The 18,584-nt window shown below is 68.3% G+C and carries 13 protein-coding genes; 9 read left to right on the top strand and 4 right to left on the bottom strand.

What is annotated here, in order from left to right:
- Positions 1–17: 17 nt before the first annotated feature.
- Complete coding sequence (gene lepA, locus DY023_RS13660) at positions 18–1,889, bottom strand: translation elongation factor 4 (protein ID WP_116242891.1); 1,872 nt, start codon at positions 1,887–1,889, stop codon at positions 18–20.
- A gap of 239 nt (positions 1,890–2,128) precedes the next feature.
- On the opposite strand from lepA, the gene DY023_RS13655 reads away from it, so the two are divergent.
- The 6 genes from DY023_RS13655 to hemW all read left to right on the top strand — a co-directional run bounded on the left by DY023_RS13655 (position 2,129) and on the right by hemW (position 9,842).
- Positions 2,129–3,112, top strand: a complete 984-nt coding sequence (locus DY023_RS13655; RefSeq protein WP_116242890.1) for an ABC transporter permease — start codon at positions 2,129–2,131, stop codon at positions 3,110–3,112.
- A complete protein-coding gene (locus DY023_RS13650) occupies positions 3,112–4,044 on the top strand; it encodes an ABC transporter permease (RefSeq protein ID WP_245958709.1) in 933 nt (310 codons plus the stop codon). The genes DY023_RS13655 and DY023_RS13650 overlap by 1 nt, the downstream gene beginning before the upstream one ends.
- The gene (locus DY023_RS13645; RefSeq protein ID WP_116242889.1) at positions 4,041–5,984 is read left to right on the top strand and encodes an ABC transporter ATP-binding protein; all 1,944 of its coding nucleotides are present in this window, start codon (positions 4,041–4,043) and stop codon (positions 5,982–5,984) included. The genes DY023_RS13650 and DY023_RS13645 overlap by 4 nt, the downstream gene beginning before the upstream one ends.
- A 160-nt stretch (positions 5,985–6,144) precedes the next feature.
- Complete coding sequence (locus DY023_RS13640) at positions 6,145–7,860, top strand: ABC transporter family substrate-binding protein (protein WP_116242888.1); 1,716 nt, start codon at positions 6,145–6,147, stop codon at positions 7,858–7,860.
- Positions 7,861–7,965: 105 nt separating this feature from the next.
- A complete protein-coding gene (locus DY023_RS13635; protein ID WP_116242887.1) occupies positions 7,966–8,622 on the top strand; it encodes a DUF1990 domain-containing protein in 657 nt (218 codons plus the stop codon).
- Positions 8,622–9,842 (top strand): radical SAM family heme chaperone HemW, encoded by a 1,221-nt coding sequence (hemW, locus tag DY023_RS13630; protein WP_116242886.1) that lies wholly within the window; start codon positions 8,622–8,624, stop codon positions 9,840–9,842. The genes DY023_RS13635 and hemW overlap by 1 nt, the downstream gene beginning before the upstream one ends.
- A 10-nt stretch (positions 9,843–9,852) precedes the next feature.
- Here hemW and DY023_RS13625 read toward each other — a convergent pair whose 3' ends face one another.
- Genes DY023_RS13625 through DY023_RS13615 form a run of 3 tightly spaced genes read right to left on the bottom strand, consistent with a single transcriptional unit; the run spans position 9,853 to position 15,040 of the window.
- Complete coding sequence (locus tag DY023_RS13625) at positions 9,853–11,268, bottom strand: carboxylesterase/lipase family protein (protein ID WP_245958708.1); 1,416 nt, start codon at positions 11,266–11,268, stop codon at positions 9,853–9,855.
- Between the two features lie 5 nt (positions 11,269–11,273).
- Entirely contained in the window at positions 11,274–13,691 is a 2,418-nt protein-coding gene (locus DY023_RS13620) for an alpha-L-rhamnosidase-related protein (protein WP_116242884.1), read from the bottom strand.
- On the bottom strand, positions 13,688–15,040 hold the full coding sequence (locus DY023_RS13615) for an MFS transporter (RefSeq protein WP_181905853.1): 1,353 nt from the start codon (positions 15,038–15,040) through the stop codon (positions 13,688–13,690). Before DY023_RS13615 ends, DY023_RS13620 begins: the two co-directional genes overlap by 4 nt.
- 104 nt (positions 15,041–15,144) lie before the next feature.
- Here DY023_RS13615 and DY023_RS13610 point away from each other — a divergent pair, with 104 nt between their 5' ends.
- The 3 genes from DY023_RS13610 (at position 15,145) to dnaJ (ending at position 18,584) form a co-directional block, all read left to right on the top strand.
- Positions 15,145–16,329, top strand: coding sequence for a PucR family transcriptional regulator (locus DY023_RS13610; RefSeq protein ID WP_116242882.1), 1,185 nt, complete (start codon positions 15,145–15,147; stop codon positions 16,327–16,329).
- Between the two features lie 71 nt (positions 16,330–16,400).
- Positions 16,401–17,432, top strand: a complete 1,032-nt coding sequence (hrcA, locus tag DY023_RS13605; RefSeq protein ID WP_116242881.1) for a heat-inducible transcriptional repressor HrcA — start codon at positions 16,401–16,403, stop codon at positions 17,430–17,432.
- Between the two features lie 42 nt (positions 17,433–17,474).
- On the top strand, positions 17,475–18,584 hold the full coding sequence (dnaJ, locus tag DY023_RS13600) for a molecular chaperone DnaJ (RefSeq protein WP_116242880.1): 1,110 nt from the start codon (positions 17,475–17,477) through the stop codon (positions 18,582–18,584).

Raw genomic sequence — 18,584 nt, 5'->3', positions numbered from 1 at the left:
CCCAGCATAGGGCTGGGCTACTTCTTGTCCTTGCCTTCGACATCGCCCGACAGCGCGGCGATGAACGCCTCCTGAGGGACCTCGACGCGGCCGACCATCTTCATGCGCTTCTTGCCCTCCTTCTGCTTCTCGAGCAGCTTGCGCTTGCGGGTGATGTCACCGCCGTAGCACTTGGCGAGCACGTCCTTGCGGATCGCGCGGATGTTCTCTCGGGCGATGATGCGCGCGCCGATGGCGGCCTGGATCGGCACCTCGAACTGCTGGCGGGGGATGAGCTTCCGCAGCCGCTCGGTCATCATCGTGCCGTAGGCGTAGGCCTTGTCACGGTGCACGATCGAGCTGAACGCGTCGACCTTCTCGCCCTGCAGCAGGATGTCGACCTTCACGAGGTCGGCCTCCTGCGAGCCGTTGGGTTCGTAGTCCAGGGATGCGTAGCCCTGGGTGCGCGACTTCAGCTGGTCGAAGAAGTCGAAGACGATCTCGCCGAGAGGCATGTTGTAGCGCAGCTCGACGCGCTCCTCGGAGAAGTACTCCATGCCCAGCAGCGACCCGCGACGGGACTGGCACAGTTCCATCACCGTGCCGACGTAGTCCTTCGGCAGCAGGATCGCCGCCTTCACCATCGGCTCGGTGACCGCGCCGATGCGCCCGTCCGGGTACTCGCTCGGATTGGTGACGGTGACGGTCTCGCCAGTGTCGCTGGTGAGCACCTCGTAGATGACGCTGGGGGCCGTGGTGATGAGGTCCAGGCCGAACTCGCGGGAGAGCCGCTCGGTGATGATCTCGAGGTGCAGCAGGCCGAGGAAGCCGCAGCGGAAGCCGAAGCCGAGGGCGACCGAGGTCTCGGGCTCGTACTGCAGCGAGGCGTCGGAGAGCTTCAGCTTGTCCAGCGCCTCTCGGAGCTCGGCGTAGTCGCTGCCGTCGATCGGGTAGATGCCCGAGAACACCATCGGCTTCGGGTCCGTGTATCCGGCGAGTGCATCGGTCGCCGGCTTGCGAGCCGTGGTCACGGTGTCGCCGACCTTCGACTGGCGCACGTCCTTCACGCCGGTGATCAGGTAGCCCACCTCGCCGACGCCGAGACCCTTCGAGGGGATCGGCTCGGGGCTGGACACGCCGATCTCGAGCAGCTCGTGATTGGCGCCTGTGGACATCATCTGGATGCGCTCGCGCGGCTGCAGCGAGCCGTCGACCATGCGCACGTAGGTCACCACGCCCCGATAGGCGTCGTAGACCGAGTCGAAGATCATGGCGCGGGCGGGAGCGTCGGCCTGGCCGACCGGGGCGGGGATCTGCTCCACGATGCGGTCGAGCAGGTCCTCGACGCCGGCGCCGGTCTTGCCCGAGACCCGCAGCACGTCCTCGGGGCGGCCGCCGATGAGGTCGGCGAGCTCCTTGGCGTACTTCTCCGGCTCCGCTGCGGGGAGGTCGATCTTGTTCAGCACGGGGATGATCGTGAGATCGTTCTCCAGCGCCAGGTAGAGGTTCGCCAGCGTCTGGGCCTCGATGCCCTGTGCGGCATCGACCAGCAGGATCGCCCCCTCGCAGGCGGCGAGAGACCGGGAGACCTCGTAGGTGAAGTCCACGTGGCCGGGGGTGTCGATCATGTTCAGGGCGTACGTCTGGGGCCCTGAACCCGTCGAAGGGCCGTGTGCCCACGGCATCCGCACCGCCTGGCTCTTGATCGTGATGCCGCGCTCGCGCTCGATGTCCATGCGGTCGAGGTACTGAGCGCGCATGTCGCGCTCGGCGACCACGCCGGTGATCTGCAGCATCCGGTCGGCAAGGGTCGACTTGCCGTGGTCGATGTGGGCGATGATGCAGAAGTTGCGGATCTGCGCAGGCGGCGTCGAGGCCGGCTGATGCGGGGTGAGGGCGCGTGGTGACATGTCCGCTCGATTCTACGTGGCGAGGGCTCGGATGCTCGATTCGGGTGAGTCGGTGATAGTCTCGCGAAGTTGCCCACCCCGATCCGGTGACACCGGGTCTCATCCGGGGCACGACTCCGTAACAGTCACGTACGCCGCGTTTGCGTGGCGGGCGTTCGTCGGGTGATGCTTGTAGCTATCCGACTCAGCGCAGCGTCGGCGATCCCGTGCGCGCCTGTAAAGAGAAAGAATCACCAACCTTGATCAAGTATCTCGTGCGCCGGGCCCTCGGCTGGCTGCTCATGATCGCGGTCGCAACCAATGTCACGTTCTTCCTGGCCTGGGGATTCCTCGATCCCCGCAGCAACTACGTGGGTCGGCGTCCGCCTCTGTCCGAAGAGCAGATCACGAATCTGCTGCGTCCTCGCAACCTGGACGACACCGTTCCGCTGATGGAGCGGTGGTGGAACTGGTTCAGCGGGATCATCTTCCACTGGGACTGGGGCATGAGCCCGACTGGCGGGTCGGTGAACGAAGAGGTCGCCTATCGGATGTGGATCAGCGCGGAGCTGGTCCTCGGCGCGACGATCATCATGGCGGCGCTCGGCATCTGGCTCGGCGTCTACACCGCGTCGCGGCAGTACAAGCTCGCCGACCGCATCGGCCAGGCCACCTCGATCATCACGATGAACATCAACATCATCGTCGCCGGTCTCGCCGTCGTGCTCCTCGCGATCAACTTCAACGAGTGGCTCGGCGTGCGGGTGTTCTACGTGACCGGCTCCTCGTCGCAGGGGGTCACCGGATTCTTCCCGACCCTGATCGACACGCTGCAGCACGTCACTCTGCCGACCATCGCGCTCGTCGTGATCGGCTACGCGCAGTACCACTTCCTGCAGCGCTCCCTGCTGCTCGACAACATCAGCGCCGACTACGTGCGCACCGCCCGCGCCAAGGGACTCACGAAGCAGCAGGCGATCCGCAAGCACGCGCTGCGCACCTCGCTCATCCCCGTAGCCGCGCAGGTGGCGTTCACGATCCCCACGATCTTCACCGGCGCTGTGCTGACGGAGACGATCTTCGCGTGGAACGGCATGGGCCGGTACTTCCTGACGACGATCAACGGAAACGACATCAACGGTGTGGTCGCGGTCGCCGCCTTCGGCGCTCTGCTCACCGCGATCGGCGCGCTGCTCGCAGACATCGCCGTCGTCGTGCTCGACCCGCGAGTGAGGATGAGCTGATGAGCACTGAAATGATCGACCCCGCTGTCCAGCCGCCCGTCGGCCCCGACACCACGGCCGAGCGCACCCCGGGCAAGTCCCTCTCCAAGTGGACGCTCTACACGCGTCGCTTCATGCGCAACAAGCCCGCTGTCGCCGGCATCATCATCTTCGTCCTGCTCGTGATCATGTCGATCGTCGGGCCGCTGCTGTCGCCGTACAGCGTGACCGACATGGACTTCCTGAACCTCACCTCGCCGCCCTCGGCCGATCACTGGTTCGGCACCAACGGCTCGGGCAACGACAACTTCACCCAGACCATGGTGGGCCTGCAGCGCTCGCTCATGATCGCGGTCACGGTGTCGATCGGCACGACGGTGATCTCGGCGGTGGTCGGAACCGCTGCCGCCTACTTCGGCGGCTGGACCGAGCGGATCATCCTGCTCATCATCCACTTCATGATGGTCGTGCCGACCTTCCTGCTCCTCTCGATCGTCTCGAACGACTCGGGTGGCGTCTGGTGGGTCATCTCGATCGTGATGATCTTCATCGGCTGGTTCTTCCCGGCGCGCATCATCTGGACCATGGCGCTCTCGCTGCGCGAGCGTGAGTACGTCCAGGCCGCCCGGTACATGGGTGTGGGCGGCATGAAGGTCGTCCTCCGCCACCTGGTGCCCAACATCGGCTCGCTGCTCGTGATCAACTTCACGCTCGGCATCGTCGGCGCCGTCACCCTGGAGTCCGGTCTCTCCTTCATCGGCTTCGGTGTGAAGATCCCGGACGTGTCGCTCGGCTCGCTGATCGGCAGCGGCAGCGGCACGATCACCAGCGCACCCTGGCTGTTCTACTTCCCGGCGCTCGCCCTGACCCTGCTGACCGTGTCGATGGCACTGGTCGCCGACGGTCTGCGTGACGCCTTCGATCCCACCTCGTCGGCAGGAGGCCGCGCATGAGCGCCCCCGCATCCAACACCGTCCTCTCCGTCCGCGACCTCAAGGTCAGCTTCGCCTCCGAGGCCGGCCGCGTGGACGCCGTCCGCGGCGTCTCCTTCGACCTCGAAGCAGGCAAGACGCTCGGCATCGTCGGTGAGTCCGGCTCGGGCAAGTCGGTCACGTCGCTGGCGATTATGGGACTGCTCGACGAGAACGCGAAGGTCTCCGGATCCGTCGTCTTCGACGGTCAGGAGCTGCTCGGCAAGTCCGACAAGCAGATGTCCGTGATCCGCGGCAACGGCATGGCCATGGTCTTCCAGGACCCGCTGACCTCGCTGACCCCGGTGTTCACGATCGGCGACCAGCTCATCGAGGCGCTCACCGTGCACCGCAGCCTCTCTCGCGAGGACGCCGAGAAGCGTGCGATCGAGCTGATGACGCTGGTCGGGATCACGAACCCCGAGAAGCGCATGAAGGCGTTCCCGCACGAGTTCTCGGGCGGCATGCGCCAGCGCATCGTGATCGCGATCGCGATGGCGAACAACCCCAAGCTGATCATCTGCGACGAGCCCACCACGGCTCTCGACGTCACGATCCAGGCGCAGATCCTCGAGCTCATCGAGAAGGCCCAGGACGAGACCGGTGCCGCGGTGATCATGATCACCCACGACATGGGCGTGGTGGCGCGCACCGCTGACGACGTCATCGTCATGTACGCCGGCAAGCCCGTCGAGCACGCCGAGGCGCGTGAGCTCTTCCACCGCACCCGCATGCCGTACTCGATCGGCCTGCTGGGCGCGATCCCGCGTGTCGACAAGGCCGAGAAGGAGCCGCTGGTCCCGATCAAGGGCAACCCGCCGCTGCTGATCGATCTGCCGGATGCCTGCCCGTTCGCGAACCGCTGCCCGATCGCCGTGGCTGCGTGCCGTACGCGCGAGCCCGACCTGGTCTCGATCGACACCGGCGCCGGCGAGTTCCACGAGGTCGCCTGCATTCGGGCCGAGGAGATCAGCGACAGTGGCGAGATCGGCGGCCTCCCGGTGTACCCGGTGCCCGAGGTGCCCGAGAGCGAGCTCACCCGCACCCCGCGCGAGGAGCGTCCCGTGACGCTCGAAGTGCGCAACATGACCAAGACCTTCCCGCTGCTGAAGGGTGCGCTGTTCAAGCGCAAGGTCGGCGAGGTGCACGCGGTCAAGGGGATCAGCTTCGACGTCCGCGAGGGCGAGACCATGGCGATCGTCGGCGAGTCCGGCAGCGGCAAGACGACGACTCTGCTGCAGATCATGGACTTCGCCAAGCAGGAGGACGGCGACCTGATCATCGGCGGCGTGAACGTCAACGACATCAAGCACGCCTCGCAGGAGCGCAAGCTGCGTCGGGACATCCAGATCGTGTTCCAGGACCCGATGGGCGCCCTCGACCCGCGCATGACCGTGACCGACATCATCGCCGAACCGCTCTACGCGATCGGCACCTCCAAGACGGATGCGATGCATCGCGTGGAGGAGCTGATGGACCTGGTCGGCCTGAACCCCGCTCACCGCGACCGTTTCCCCGGTGCGTTCTCGGGAGGTCAGCGTCAGCGCATCGGCATCGCCCGTGCGCTGTCGACCAACCCGAAGATCATCGTGCTCGATGAGCCCGTCTCGGCGCTGGATGTGTCGATCCAGGCGGGTGTCATCAACCTGCTCGACGAACTGAAGGTCAAGCTCGGCCTGTCGTACCTGTTCGTGGCGCACGACCTCTCCGTGGTCAGGCACATCGCCGACCGCGTGGCCGTGATGTACCTGGGCGAGTTCGTGGAGCACGGCGACGTCGACGACGTGTTCGACAACCCGCAGCACCCGTACACCCAGGCGCTGCTGTCGGCGATCCCCGTTCCCGACCCGGACATCGAGCGGACGCGCACCCGGATCGAGTTCGATCCGGTCACGATGACGACTCGTCCGCTGGCGGTCTGACGCCGGTCGACGGCCACCCGTCTGCGCTCTGCGGTCACCGTCCGATAACGGTCGGTCACCGTCCGATAACAGTTAGCGGCGATTCACCGTCCAGGCGAAGAATGCGCAGTGCGGGCAACTATCCTCCCCTTATGACACGCCGAAAGGCGAAAGGAGCACCATGAAGCAGTACAAGCTGATGGGAGCGCTGGCACTCACCGGCGCTTTCGCACTCGCGCTCAGCGGGTGCGCCGCCGGAAACAACGGCGGTGGCGACAGCGGCGACAAGGGCGACGGCGATGCAGCCGCGACCAAGGCCGCGGACTACAACCCGCAGCCCCGCGAGAACCTGAAGGAAGGTGGCACCGTCAACTTCCCGATCGGTGAGATCCCTGAGCAGATGAACGCGTTCAACGCTGACACGAGCGCTGACTCCACCACGATCGCGGCGTGGTACATGCCGCAGCTCATCCTCATGAAGCCGGACGGCACCGGGTACAAGAACGACGCCTACCTGGACGAGTGGAAGACCGAGACGAAGGACGGCAAGACCGTCCTGACCTTCACCTTCACCAAGGACGCGCACTGGAACGACGGCACCGAGATGGACTGGACCGCCATCGACGCGACCTGGAAGGCCAACCGTTCGAAGGACGAGGGCTTCAACCCGAACGCCACCGACGGCTACAAGGAGATCGAGTCGGTCGAGAAGGGTGACACCGACAAGACCGCGATCGTCACCTTCAAGGGCGAGTTCGCCTGGCCGAAGATGCCGTTCGGCGGCGGTGTGATCCACCCCGCACTGGCCGACCCGGAGAAGTTCAACAACGCGATGCTGAACGAGCCGCACCCCGAGTGGGGCGCCGGTCCGTACACCGTCGACGAGTTCGACGCCAAGAGCGGCTTCATCTCCTTCAAGCCGAACAAGGAGTGGTGGGGCGACAAGCCGCTGCTCGACAAGGTCACCTTCACGGCGATGGACGCGCAGGCGTCGATCAACGCCTTCAAGAACGGCCAGGTCGACATGGTCGGCACCGGCACCAAGGACCGCCTCGCGCAGGTGGCCGACATGGAGGACGTCGTCACCTACCGCGCACAGCGCACCTACAACGCGCTGCTGCAGGTTGACGCGACCAAGCCGCAGTTCGAGGACGTCAAGGTCCGCGAGGCGTTCTTCAAGGCCGTCGACATCGACCAGATCAAGCAGATCATCTGGCAGGGCCTGGACTACGAGGAGGAGCCGGCCGGCTCCTTCACGCTGTTCTCGTTCCAGCCCGGATACTCGAACTCGCTCGAGAAGGCCGGCTGGGAGCACGACCCCGAGGGTGCGAACAAGATCCTCGACGAGGCCGGCTGGGTGAAGGGTGACGACGGCATCCGCACCAAGGACGGCGTCCGCCTAGAGGGTGTCTTCCCGGTGTGGTCCGACGACCCGACGCAGGCCGCTCGTGCGCAGGCCATGCAGGCTCAGCAGAAGGAGATCGGCTTCGACCTGAAGATCGATGTCCGCCCGTCCAACAAGTTCTCCGACGACTACACGTCGAAGAACTGGGATGTCTCGTCGCTGGGCTTCACCTCCTCCGACCCGTACGGTGCCGCGTGGTTCTGCCAGCTGTACTGCATGGACCAGGGTCTGAACCTCTCGGGTGTCCAGAACGAGGAGACCGACAAGAAGATCCACGAGGACATCGAGTCGATCACCGACCCGGAGAAGCAGACCGCTGCTGCGATGGAGCTCGAGGCTGAGATCTTCCAGGAGTGGGGCCTCATCCCGCTGTACAACGGCCCGACGGTCATCACCGCGAAGAAGGGTCTGGCGAACCTCACGCCCGAGGCCTACAGCGGTCTCGACCTGTTCGGCGTGCAGCCCGTCGAGAACGTGGGCTGGGAGAAGTAAGCACTTCTCCTCCCTGTGAAGCGGGGCCGGTGGTTCATCCACCGGCCCCGCTTTCGCGTGCGCATGGAGCAGTCGCACAGCCACGCGTCACGTAGGCTGGATCCCATGCGTCGCGGGACATTCCGAGAAGGCACGGTGGATTACGCCGCGGTCGGGGCGTCGCACGCGCCCGACCTCATGCAGTATCCGCCGGAGCGCAGTCTGCCGGCCGAGGAGTCGTGGCGGATCGGCAGCGGTGAGGATCGCTTCCGCACCGCCGGGGAGGCCTTGCTGTCCTGGACCGCGCAGCGCGCGGCCGGGCTCGCGCTCGAGGATGTACGCCCCGCCGCAGGCCCCACCTACGCCGGTGTGAGCTTCGATCACGAGGGCAACGCGATCGCCCCCAGCCGTCGCGAGCAGGAGCAGCGCTACGACGCCGAGGGCACGCCGTATGCCGGCCCCGGCATGACTCTGAAGGTGCGCGGCCGGGTGAAGGGACTCAAGGCCGATGGCGAGCTGCGCGTGATCTCGGTCACCGAGGAACCGCGCCGCATCGGCTTCGTGCTCGGCACCATGGGCGGCAGCTCCGTGGTCAGCGGGGAAGAGGCCTTCGACGTGGACTGGCGCGAGGACAACGACGAGGTCTGGTTCACGGTGCGCGCGTTCGACAGCCCCAACCGCCCGATGTACCGGGTGCTCCCGGCACTGGTCAAGCGCCGCCGTCGCGAGCTGTTCGCCCGTTACCTGCGCGCGATCTCGCCCCTGTACGCGACCCCGATCTGATGGCGGGGCCTCTTCCGCTGGGAGATCCCGCCCCCGCTGACGGGCACCTGCCCGACGACATCCGTGTCGACTCGGCCACTCCGTTCTCGGCCTACCTGCACGTGCCGTTCTGCCGTGTGCGCTGCGGCTACTGCGACTTCAACACGTACACGGCAACCGAACTGCGCGGCGCCAGGCAGGACGAGTACGCCGACACCCTGAACGCCGAGGTGGCGCTGGCGCGCGAGGTGCTCGCTGACGCCGGCGGCATCCGCCCGCTGCACAGTGTGTTCTTCGGCGGCGGCACGCCGACGCTGCTTCCGGCCGGAGACCTGGCCAGGATGCTGGACACCACGATCGCCGCCTTCGGCATCGAGGACGGTGCGGAGGTCACCGTCGAGGCGAATCCTGACACGGTCACGTCCGAGGTCGCGAAGCGGCTGGCGGATGCCGGGGTGACGCGCCTTTCCGTAGGTATGCAGTCCGCCGTCCCGCACGTGCTCGCCGCGCTGGACCGCACACACCGGCCGGAGAATGTGCGGACGGCGGTCGAGGCCGCGCGAGCGGCCGGGCTCGCCGTGAGTGTCGACCTCATCTACGGCGCACCAGGCGAGTCGCTCGGCGACTGGGAGGCGTCTCTCGACGCCGCACTCGCACTCGAGCCCGACCACATCTCCGCGTATGCGCTGATCATCGAGGACGGGACCAAGCTCGCCAGGCAGATCCGACGGGGCGAGGTGCCCGCGCCCGACGACGACCTGCAGGCCGACATGTACGAGCTGGCCGACGCCCGCCTCGGTGCGGCCGGGTTCGGCTGGTACGAGGTGAGCAACTGGGCGCGCCGCGCCGAGCAGCGATCCAGGCACAACCTCGCCTACTGGCTCGGCTCGGACTGGTGGGGCTTCGGGCCCGGCGCGCACAGCCATGTGGCGGGGCTGCGATGGTGGAACGTCAAGCACCCCGCCGCGTACGCGCAGCGCCTCGCGGCGGGGGAGTCGCCGGCAGCCGGTCGGGAACGCCCCGACGACGATGCCCGGATGCTGGAACGCGTGCTGCTGCGCAGCCGCCTGTCCGAGGGCATCCCGCTGGACGAGTTGCCGATCGACAACCGGGACGTCGTTGCCGGCCTCATCGCCGACGGGCTCGTCGACGGAGCATCCGCGCTGAGAGAGAAGCGACTGCGGCTGACGCTGCAGGGCCGACTGCTCGCGGACGCCGTGGTGCGCGCGCTCACCGACTGAGCACGCCGAGTCAGGGCAGCAGATCCATCCCGCCGGTGCGCCGTTGCGGAACCGTCCGCGAAACCGTGTCGAACAGACGAGTCAGACGCTCGGAGGCGTACTCCGGCCAGCCGGGGTCACCGTCGCGGATGAAGGCGGCCCAGGCCTCGTGCATCTCGGCCGCCAGCGAGGCGGGCGGGTTCTCGCCGATCAGGGACGACCAGGACCGATCGCCGGCTGTACTGAACATGAACGGCAGTTCCACCGCGTGCGCCGCGCGCAGGTCGCGCACCGGGCTGTGCCAGCCGAACTCGTAGACGTATGTCGCCGCAGTGCGTGCGGCGGCGACCCGGGAAGCCGGCCCGCGCAGCAGCAGGTCGGTCGCGATCCGTCCGAAGAGCTCACCGGTGGAGGCATCCGGTTCGTCCGCGCGGAACGCGCGCACTGCGCGACCCGGGATCCGCAGCGCGAGGCGCGCGGCGAGCAGCTTCATTGCGCTGATGCGATCCAGAGCCTGCGGGGTGAACCAGAGCCGGTACTCGTCCGTGTTCGTGCCGATGATGAGGGGCGTGGTGACGCCGCTGAGCACCTCGCGCGGGGAGCGGGGAAGCGTCTCGGGGTCGATGACGAGCTGGTATCCGGGTGCACCGCCGAGCGGTGACGAACCCGCCGACTGGCGTGATCGCGCGTCGAGCAGCGCGCCCGGTTCGAGGGCGGCGAAGGATTCGCGATCCGCCGCCGCACCGAGCAGCTTCGCCATCTGCGCGGACACGCGGCCGCCCTTCTCCGGGGTCTGCGCGTCGAGCGGGCCGGACTGGACGATCGCGCGGGAGATCAGGGCGCGCGTGTCGTCCCTGCTCAGCAGTGCGGCGACGAGCGCACCACCCGCGGATTCGCCCATGATCGTGATGCGCTGCGGATCACCGCCGAACGCCTCGACCTCGTCGTGCGTCCACCGCAGTGCGGCCGCCGCATCCTGCAGGCCGAGGTTGCGCGGCGCTCCCTCGAGTACGGAGAACCCCTCCGCGCCGAGGCGGTAGTTCACCGACACGAACACGATCCCGTCGCGTGCGAACGCGGTGCCGTCGTAGCCGGGCAGCGCTGCGGCGCCGCGCTCCAGTGCGCCGCCGTGGATCCAGAGCACGACCGGCGCGCCGGACGCGTCCTCGGGCGCCCAGACATTCGCGGTGAGGATGTCCTCGCCCTCGACGATCACGTGTCCGAGGAGCTCGCCGATCGCGCCGCCGTACGGGAGCTGTGGTGCGGTGGGGCCGAACGACGTGGCCGCACGGATGCCATCCCAGGGGAGGACGGGCTGCGGTTCCCGGAATCGGTTCGATCCGAACGGCGGCGCGGCGTAGGGGATGCCGAGGAAGCGGCTGATCCCGTCCGTTGCGACGCCCTCGATCGTGCCGGAGCTGATCGTCACCCGCCGTCTGTCGTCCATACGGGTCATGCTAGGCGGTTCCGGATCGTGTGCTCTCCTGCAGCGACCTCCGCGACGGTGCCGCCCCACTCCACGACGGTGGGCACCGGCGTGCGCAGGCGCAGGGAGACGGCGTCGACATGGAGCTCGATGTCTCCGTGGGGCGTCGGCACGACGGCTTCCGCCCATGCGAGCGACTCCAGCCGGGGACGCACAGATGCCTTCTCGTAGCCGGGCTCGGCGGGGGCGATGCCCATCGTGTGGACGATGACGTCCCTCGCCACGGTCGCCGACCATCCATGGCAGAACGAGCCACCCTCCCAGCACTCGCGGAGTGCAGTGGGGCCTGTGTCCAGCAGCCTGTCCCAGTCGCGGTAGAGGGGGATCAGGTCGTCGCCCAGGAGCGCCACAGCGTCGTGGACCACGCTGCGGAAGAAGGGCTGCGCGCCGATGACGAACCGCTCGGTGTCCCAGTCGGGGCGATCGCGGCGCCAGACCGGACGACCCGCGCTCGGTCCCGCCTGGTCTGAGCCGTGATCGGCGAGCGGGCTGTCCGTGACCATGCTTCCGCGGTCGCGCAGGAGAGCTCTGATGGCGCCGACCCGGTGTGCGGGCACGAGCGCTGCGAGCAGCGCGGCGGCGGCCACGTGCTCGCTGACTCCAGAGCCGCGGGTTCCGTCTGGGAGGATGTTGTCGCGGTAGGCGTGCCTGCCCTCGTCCCAGAACGCCTCGAATCCGGCCACGGTCTGTTCATGGAGCCGTTCCGCCCAGGCGCTGCGCGAGTCGTCGCCGAGCCAGTCCGACATCGCTGCGAACTGTCGCAGCGCGCGCGCCCAGAGCGCCGTGAGTGCAGCGCTCGAACCCTCGACCTGGACCGGGGACCAGTCGATGAGCACCCATCCGGGGACGTCGCACAGGCGGCCCTGCCGGAGATAGGGCAGGAACCATCGGAGCACCGTTTCGACGACCGGCAGCAGTTCCCGCACCGCTGCACGATCTCCCGCGTAGCGGTAGATGTTGTGCACGCTCCCTACCCAGTGCAGAGACCAGTCCGGGATCGTCGGTATGGCAGGGGAGGCGAAGTCGCCCGCGGCGGCCATCGGGAGCAGCCCGTCCGGACGGGGGCGTGCGAGCAGCCGGGGATTGGCCATCGCGAGGGACCAGTCCGCATTGGCCACCAGGTCCACGCTCTGATGCACGATGGCGTCGCCGGTCCACGCCCGTCGTTCGCGGGTGGGACAGTCGAGGTAGGCATCCGCTGCGCTCAGGTCGACGGTCCGCAGGGAGACGTCCACGACGCGCTGCAGGTCGCTGTCGGAACAGCGGAACGACGCGCCGTGGCGCGGGCGATGGCATTCCCGCACCTCCGCCGCGACGAGTTCGGGCAGCGTTCCCTCCGCCGCGGCCGAGAGCACGAGCAGGCGTCCGCCGACCTGATCGAACGGCTCGAACACGGTCTCACCGTCGTCGAGGATGATCTGGAACGGCGCGGCGCTCTCGAACGCGGCGGGGCCGACAGCTTCCACCAGGGCGGCGCGGACGACGTCGCCGCTACGCCCGCGAAGGCGCAACTGCAGGCGTCCGCTGACCACGCGCCCGGTATCCAGTACGGTGAGCGCACCGGCGGAGGCATCGGCGCTCAGCGCGGCGATCAGTTCGCTCGTGCAGGTCACGGCGGCGGACGTCAGGCTCCGTGCGAGCGGCGCGGTGCGGATCTCCACACGATCTCCGCCGAGTCGCGGGAGTACCGACGGAAGCACCGCGCCGTACGGCTCCCCGCCTGGCGTGACACGCCCCCGTGGCCCGATGACGGCCTGTTCCCGCAACGGGGTCGCAGGCCACCAACCGGTGTCGTCCACGTCGAGGCGCGTCCAGTCCGGATCATGCCGGCGCGCATCGAAGAGCTCTGCGGGCTGAGACGCGAGCAGACCCTGTGGTTCGGCCGGCGTCCACGCCACGCCCTCTTGTACCTGCCACTGATCGTCGGTGGCGACGACGACACGACCGTCCGCCTCGAGCTCGACGGCGAGCGCGCCCCCGCCCATGGTGTGCGAGGGGCGTGAGGGCATCCACCACGGAACAGGGTTCCCGTAGTGGCGTCCCATCACGGCGATCACGTTGCGGCCGACATGCAGGAGCGCGGTGACATCCCACTCGTCATACGTCAGGCTGTTCGCATCGTGTCTGCCCGGTCCCTGTCCGACGCGCTCGCCGTTGACGTGGGCGATGTATCGCCCGTCCGCGGTCGCCGCGAGCAGTGCACGCGTCGGAACGGCGTCCAGGTGGAAGGCGCGCCGGAAGAGCACCCGGACGTCATACACGGAGGGGTCGTGAGCACCGACCGGATTCGCCGGGCCGGGCGGTACGAGTCCGGTGCGCTCGGACCAGATCCACTGCGCCGTCCATTCGCGGGCCGGGGAGGGCGATGTCCAATGCGCGGTCATCGGAGCTCCTCCTTCGCGGCCAGCGCCGTGCGGGTCTGTTCCGCGACCCGCTTGGTGATCGGGTAGGAGAGGAAGACCAGGCCGCCGATCAGGACGAGGGAGGCGGGAACGCCGGCCTGCGCCAGGGCGATCCCGGACCGGGCTGCTGACGTCTGCTCCGTCCCCGGCACGTATCCGGTGAGGGCGAGCACATAGGCGACGAGTGCGCCGCCGATGCCCGCTCCCGCCTTCGCGGCGAACGAACCGATCGCCGCGAGCGTGCCCTCGGTGCGGAAGCCGCCCTTCACCTCGACGAAGTCGGTCAGCTCGGCCAGCAGCGCGTAATTCAGCGCCACAGCACCGCCGAATCCGAGACCAGTGATGGCGAAGCAGAGCAGGTAGACGGCGCCGCCCCGGTCAGGGAGCAGCAGGATCGAGCCGATGCCGAGGACCGCGACGATGAGGCTGAGGAGATAGACGGGCTTGAACCCGACGCGGTGTCCGAGGCTCGGACCGACGAGGCTCCCCGCGAGCATCGGTGCAGCCATCACCAGGGCGACGGCACTGACCAGACCTGCCTCTCCGACGTAGTAGGTGAAGAAGAACGGGATGCCCGCCATCAGTGCGGCGTTCGCGGCGCTGGTCGCGACCTTGGAGGTGAGCAGCACGGGGACGGCGCGGCTGGAGAGGAACAGTGCTCTCATGTCGGAGAAGTGGTAGGGAGCGGGCGTGCTCGGGACGACTCGTTCCCGGACGAGCAGCGCTCCGGTCGCGGTGAGGGCGAACGAGACGAGAGCGACGATCACTGCGTACACCTGCCAGGCGAGCGCGCCGCCGCCGAGAAGAGTGACCACGGGGAGGGTGACGGCGATCACGACGACCGTGCCGCCGAGGTAGGTGGCCCCCTTGATCGCAGCGAGCTGTCCGCGCGTCCGCGGCGATCCGCTCATCGCCGGGAGCAGGGCGTTGAGGGGAATGTCCATGAGGTCGAACGCCAGGCCCCAGATCAGGTAGGTGATCCAGGCGGCCACGAGGGCTGGTCCGGCCATGCCAGGCACGACGAAGAGAGCGGCGAAGGCGATGGCCCCGATCCCCCCGCCGATGAGGAGATAGCTGCGGAAGCGGCCCCATCGGGTGCGGGGGAGATGATCGATCACGAACCCGGCGATCGGATCCGTCGCGCCGTCGACGATCCGTGCCACGAGCAGGAGCGTGCCGACGGCGGCGGCGCCGAGGCCGACCTGGTCGGTCAGGTAGATCAGCAGGAACGAGCCGATCACCGTGGAGAGGATGATGTTGCCGAAGTTCGCGGCGAGATATCCGAGCTTCTCGGAGACGCGGACGGCTTCGACGGCGGGAGCAGTGGTCATCGTCGACCTTTCGGGAGGGGACGCGGGTGTTCTCATGCTCCATCACAGGACCATGGAGAATCAGTGGACACAGACCGGAATCTCTCCCCGCTATGTTGTGATCCATGACAAAGAGTGCGCTGATGTTCGGAGATCGATCGGCCGCCGATGTCCTGCTGGGAAGCCGTGCGACCGCCAATCGTGTCATCGCCGCGATCGCCGCCACGAACCCGGTGCAGCACGGCACGGGCGCGGCATCGCTCGCCGCCGACATCCGCTGGGTCGTCGAGCGCAATCTGCGTGCGGTCGTGGCGGTCCTGGAAGGAACTGCGGAAGGCACCGTGGATGATGAGCTGCTCCGGGCATCCGCAATCCGGCGCTTCGACGAGGGATCCTCGTTCTCCTCCGTGGCGTCGGCCTACCATCGTGGCGTGTCCGTGCTGTGGGAGGAACTGGCTCGGGCCACGGTCGACCCGGATGTGCTCTCGGAAGCGGGGACGCGGATGCTCGGCCACCTCGAGCACATCACCGTCGCACTGGCCGAGGACTACCAGCGCTCGGCTTCGGCGCTGCAGTCCGTCGAGCGCGACGCTCGATTCGCGCTCTTCACCGCCCTCGTGAGCGGTGCCGACGCCGCGGGCGAGGCGCACCGATCCGGGCTGGAGCTCGCCGATCGCTACGGAGTCCTGGTGCTCCGCCTCAGCGCGTCCGATCCCGACGTCCCGATCGATGTGGCGGCGCGACGGATCACACGGCGGGCACGGGTCATCATCGAAGGCGACGGGCATCCGGACGCCCTGGCCGTGCTCGGGCCCGCCGGCGGGACGGCGCTGATTCCGCTCACCGGGGGTGACGAGGGGCTCCGCACCGCGCTCGCCGCGTCGTTGCGTACGGCCTTCGGCGAAGCATGCACGGCTGCATGGGTTTCCGTGCCGGTCGAAGAGGTGCCCGAGGCAGTCACGTTGGGGGAGGAACTGGTGTCGATCGCCTTGCGCGAGCGCGGCTCCGGAGCATTCGTCACCCTCGACGAGCTGCTCTTCGAATACCAGGCATCCCGTGCCGGCCCGGCCCACGCGGCGTTGAGCGCCCGACTCTCGGGGATAGGGGAGGAGACGATCGCGACAGCGGAGGCGTACTTGCGCACGGGCGGTGACCGTCGGGCGACGGCGGCGGCGATGAACGTGCATCCGAACACGGTCGACTACCGCCTCGGGCGACTCGCCGTCCTGTCGGGCATGGACATCGGAGACCCGCGCGGTGCGGCACTCATCGAGGCGGCGCTGATCGCACGACGCGGAGACTCCGCCTGAGGATCTTCCGAGCGGGGCACGGGTAGAATTGGCACTCAGTACGTGTGAGTGCCAACAGCGGAGGGAGCATCATGGTCTCGGAACGAGGGCTTCAGGTGCTCCGTGCGATCGTGCAGGACTATGTCGAGACGCAGGAACCCGTCGGCAGCAAGTCGATCGTCGAGCGGCACGCGTTCGGCGTCTCGGCTGCGACGATCCGCAACGACATGGCGCTTCTCGAGGATGAGGAGCTCATCGCGGCCCCGCACACCTCGTCGGGCCGGGTGCCCACGGACAAGGGCTACCGCGTCTTCGTGAACCACCTCGCGCAGGTGCGCCCCCTGAGCACCGCGCAGCGCTCGGCGATCGAGACCTTCCTGGCCGATCCCGCCGACCTCGACGACCTCATGGCCCGCACCGTGCGCGTGCTCACGCAGCTCACCGGACAGGTCGCGCTCGCGCAGTACCCGTCCTTCGCCCGTGCCAGCATCACGCACCTCGAGCTGGTCGGCCTCGGACCGAACCGTCTGCTCGTCGTGCTGGTGACGGATGCGGGCGGCGTCTCGCAGCGCATCGCCGTGCTGCCGGTCGACGTCGACGAGGCCGATGTGGCCGTGCTCCGTGCCCGGCTCTCCGCGCTCATCACCGGGCGCGCGGTCTCGGATGCCTCGGAGCGCGTGGCGCTGCTGCGCGTCCCGTCCGAGGCACGTCCCGACCCGGCGCTCACCGCACTGGCCGTGGTGATCGGCGAGGAGCTCGAGGAGTTCCGCCAGGAGAAGCTCGTGATGGCGGGGGCGGCGACGCTCGCGCGTCGCGAACAGGACTTCCGCGGCAGTATCCATCCGCTCCTCGAGGCGATCGAGGAGCAGGTGACACTCCTGCGGCTGATGAGCGAGATGGTGCCGGACGAGCACGGCCTGGCGGCCAGCATCGGCACCGAGAACGCGCCCTTCGGGCTGGGCGAGGCCTCGATCGTCGCCAGCGACTACATCGCCCAGGGCGGCACCGCGCGCCTCGGCGTGATGGGTCCGACCCGCATGGACTATCCGAGCAACCTCGCGGCGGCGCGGGCCGTGGCCCGTTACCTGTCGCGGATGCTCGAAGAGGACGAGACGCGCCGCTGACGCGGCGCGCCCACGAACGCACACACACTCAGGAAGGTGACTGTGGCCGACCATTACGAGGTTCTCGGGGTGTCCCGGGACGCCACGCAGGACGAGATCAAGAAGGCCTATCGCAAGCTGGCGCGCCAGCTGCACCCGGACGTGAACCCGGGGGAGGATGCCGCGGAGCGGTTCAAGCTCGTCACGCACGCGTATGACGTGCTGAGCGACGAGGACTCGCGTCGCCGCTACGACATGGGCGGCGACGAGAACGGCGGGTTCGGCGGAGGATTCGGCGGGTTCGGCGACATCTTCGAGACGTTCTTCGGCGGGGCGGGCGGCGCCCGCTCGGCACGGCCGCGTTCGCGCCGGGAGCGCGGGCAGGACGCCCTCGTGCGCGTGAACCTCGACCTCGGCGACGTCGTCTTCGGCGCCCACCGCGACATCGAGGTGGACACCGCCGTGCTGTGCGAGACCTGCAACGGCTCGTGCTGCCAGGAGGGCACCTCGCCCGTCACCTGCGACGTCTGCGGCGGCAGCGGCCACGTGCAGCGCCAGGTGCGCAGCCTGCTCGGCAACGTCGTCACCACCCAGCCCTGCGGCACCTGCGAGGGTTACGGCACCACCATCCCGTACCCCTGCGGCGCCTGCGCAGGCCAGGGCCGGGTGCGCTCGCGTCGCACGGTGTCGCTGGACATCCCGGCCGGCGTCGAGACCGGCTTGCGTCTTCAGCTCCCGGGCTCCGGCGAGGTCGGACGCGCCGGCGGTCCGAACGGCGACCTGTACGTCGAGGTCACCGTGGCTCCGCATCCGGTGTTCAGCCGCGACGGTGACGATCTGCTCGCCACGCTCGAGGTGTCGATGACCGATGCGATCCTCGGCACCACGACGACGATCGAGGGACTCGACGGAACGGTCGACCTCGAGATCCGGCAGGGACTGCAGTCCGGCGACGTGCTCACGATCGGAGGTCGCGGCATCACGCCGCTGCGCGGCAGCCAGCGCGGCGACCTGCGTGTCGGCGTGCAGGTCGTGACCCCGACGAAGCTCGATTCCGCGCAGCGCAAGCTGATCCAGGACTTCGCGAAGAAGAACAAGGCGCCCGCGCCGAAGCTCGCGCAGTTCCAGCAGGGGCTGTTCTCGAAGCTCCGCGACCGGTTCCGCTCGCACTGA

The organism is Microbacterium bovistercoris (assembly GCF_003387575.1).
Taxonomy (GTDB): Bacteria; Actinomycetota; Actinomycetes; order Actinomycetales; family Microbacteriaceae; genus Microbacterium; species Microbacterium bovistercoris.
This window is presented reverse-complemented; position numbering and strand designations above follow the sequence as displayed.

Bases quoted from the DNA above. Each gene is read 5' to 3' on its own strand.
- DY023_RS13635 (WP_116242887.1), top strand. From the start codon at position 7,966: ATGCGTCGCGGGACATTCCGAGAAGGCACGGTGGATTACGCCGCGGTC.
- DY023_RS13620 (WP_116242884.1), bottom strand. From the start codon at position 13,691: ATGACCGCGCATTGGACATCGCCCTCCCCGGCCCGCGAATGGACGGCG.
- lepA (WP_116242891.1), bottom strand. From the start codon at position 1,889: ATGTCACCACGCGCCCTCACCCCGCATCAGCCGGCCTCGACGCCGCCT.
- DY023_RS13625 (WP_245958708.1), bottom strand. From the start codon at position 11,268: ATGGACGACAGACGGCGGGTGACGATCAGCTCCGGCACGATCGAGGGC.
- hemW (WP_116242886.1), top strand. From the start codon at position 8,622: ATGGCGGGGCCTCTTCCGCTGGGAGATCCCGCCCCCGCTGACGGGCAC.
- DY023_RS13650 (WP_245958709.1), top strand. From the start codon at position 3,112: ATGAGCACTGAAATGATCGACCCCGCTGTCCAGCCGCCCGTCGGCCCC.
- DY023_RS13640 (WP_116242888.1), top strand. From the start codon at position 6,145: ATGAAGCAGTACAAGCTGATGGGAGCGCTGGCACTCACCGGCGCTTTC.
- hrcA (WP_116242881.1), top strand. From the start codon at position 16,401: ATGGTCTCGGAACGAGGGCTTCAGGTGCTCCGTGCGATCGTGCAGGAC.
- DY023_RS13615 (WP_181905853.1), bottom strand. From the start codon at position 15,040: ATGACCACTGCTCCCGCCGTCGAAGCCGTCCGCGTCTCCGAGAAGCTC.
- DY023_RS13610 (WP_116242882.1), top strand. From the start codon at position 15,145: ATGACAAAGAGTGCGCTGATGTTCGGAGATCGATCGGCCGCCGATGTC.
- DY023_RS13645 (WP_116242889.1), top strand. From the start codon at position 4,041: ATGAGCGCCCCCGCATCCAACACCGTCCTCTCCGTCCGCGACCTCAAG.